The organism is Micromonospora sp. AMSO31t, assembly GCF_008868175.1.
In the GTDB taxonomy this organism is placed as follows: Bacteria; Actinomycetota; Actinomycetes; order Mycobacteriales; family Micromonosporaceae; genus Micromonospora.
In genome coordinates this window covers 1-1074 of sequence record NZ_WBKT01000308.1, presented here as the reverse complement: position 1 = coordinate 1074, position 1074 = coordinate 1, and the positions used below count along the sequence as shown (strand labels likewise).

Genomic DNA, 1074 nt, shown 5'->3' with positions numbered 1-1074 from the left:
CTGCACGAGACGTACCTGGCCAGTGAGGGCGACCTGGAGGACCGGCAATGACGAGCTATCCGTTCAGCGCGGTGCTCGGGATGGACGAGATGCGGCTCGCCCTGCTGCTCAACGCGGTCAGCCCGGCCATCGGCGGGGTGCTGGTCCGCGGCGAGAAGGGCACCGCCAAGTCCACCGCCGTGCGTGCCCTCGCCGGGCTGCTGCCTCCGGTCGACCGGGTCGCCGCCTGCCGCTTCGCCTGCGACCCGGCCGCGCCCGACCCGGGCTGCCCGGACGGACCGCACCCGGCCGGGTCGACGGCCGAGCGCCGCCCGGCCCGCCTGGTGGAACTGCCGGTGGGCGCCGCCGAGGATCGGGTGGTCGGCTCGCTCGACCTGGAGAAGGCCCTCGCCGAGGGGGTACGCGCCTACGAGCCCGGCCTGCTCGCCGCCGCCCACCGCGGCGTGCTCTACGTCGACGAGGTCAACCTGCTCCACGACCACCTGGTCGACCTCCTCCTCGACGCCGCGGCGATGGGCCGCTGCCACGTCGAGCGGGAGGGCGTCTCGGTCAGCCACGCCGCCCGGTTCCTGCTGGTCGGCACCATGAACCCGGAGGAGGGCGAGCTGCGCCCGCAGCTGCTCGACCGGTTCGGGCTCACCGTCGAGGTGGCCGCCAGCCGCGACCCGGCCGTACGCGCCGAGGTGGTCCGCCGCCGCCTCGCCGCCGACGCCGACCCGGCCGGTTTCGCCGCCGGCTGGGCCGAGGCGGACGCCGAGGTGGCCCGCCGGGTCGCCGCGGCCCGGCGCCGGCTGCCCGGGGTGGCGCTGCCGGACGCGGCGCTGCGGCAGATCGCCGAGGTCTGCGCCGCGTTCGACGTGGACGGCATGCGCGCCGACATCGTCACGGCCCGGACCGCCGTGGCGCACGCCGCCTGGCAGGGCCGGGACCGGGTGGGCGCCGACGACGTCCGGGTCGCGGCCCGGCTGGCCCTGCCGCACCGCCGCCGCCGGGACCCGTTCGACACCCCGGGGCTGGATGAGCAGCGCCTGGACGAGGCGCTGCGCCGCGCCCGCGAGCAGCACCCCGACGACG

Annotated in this window: 1 protein-coding gene; it reads left to right on the top strand. The window is 77.8% G+C overall.

Annotation, left to right across the window (positions count from 1 at the left end):
* Positions 1–47 precede the first annotated feature (47 nt).
* Positions 48–1074, top strand: a 1027-nt coding sequence (locus F8274_RS30675) for an ATP-binding protein (protein WP_151465888.1), incomplete at its 3' end; no start/stop codon positions are given.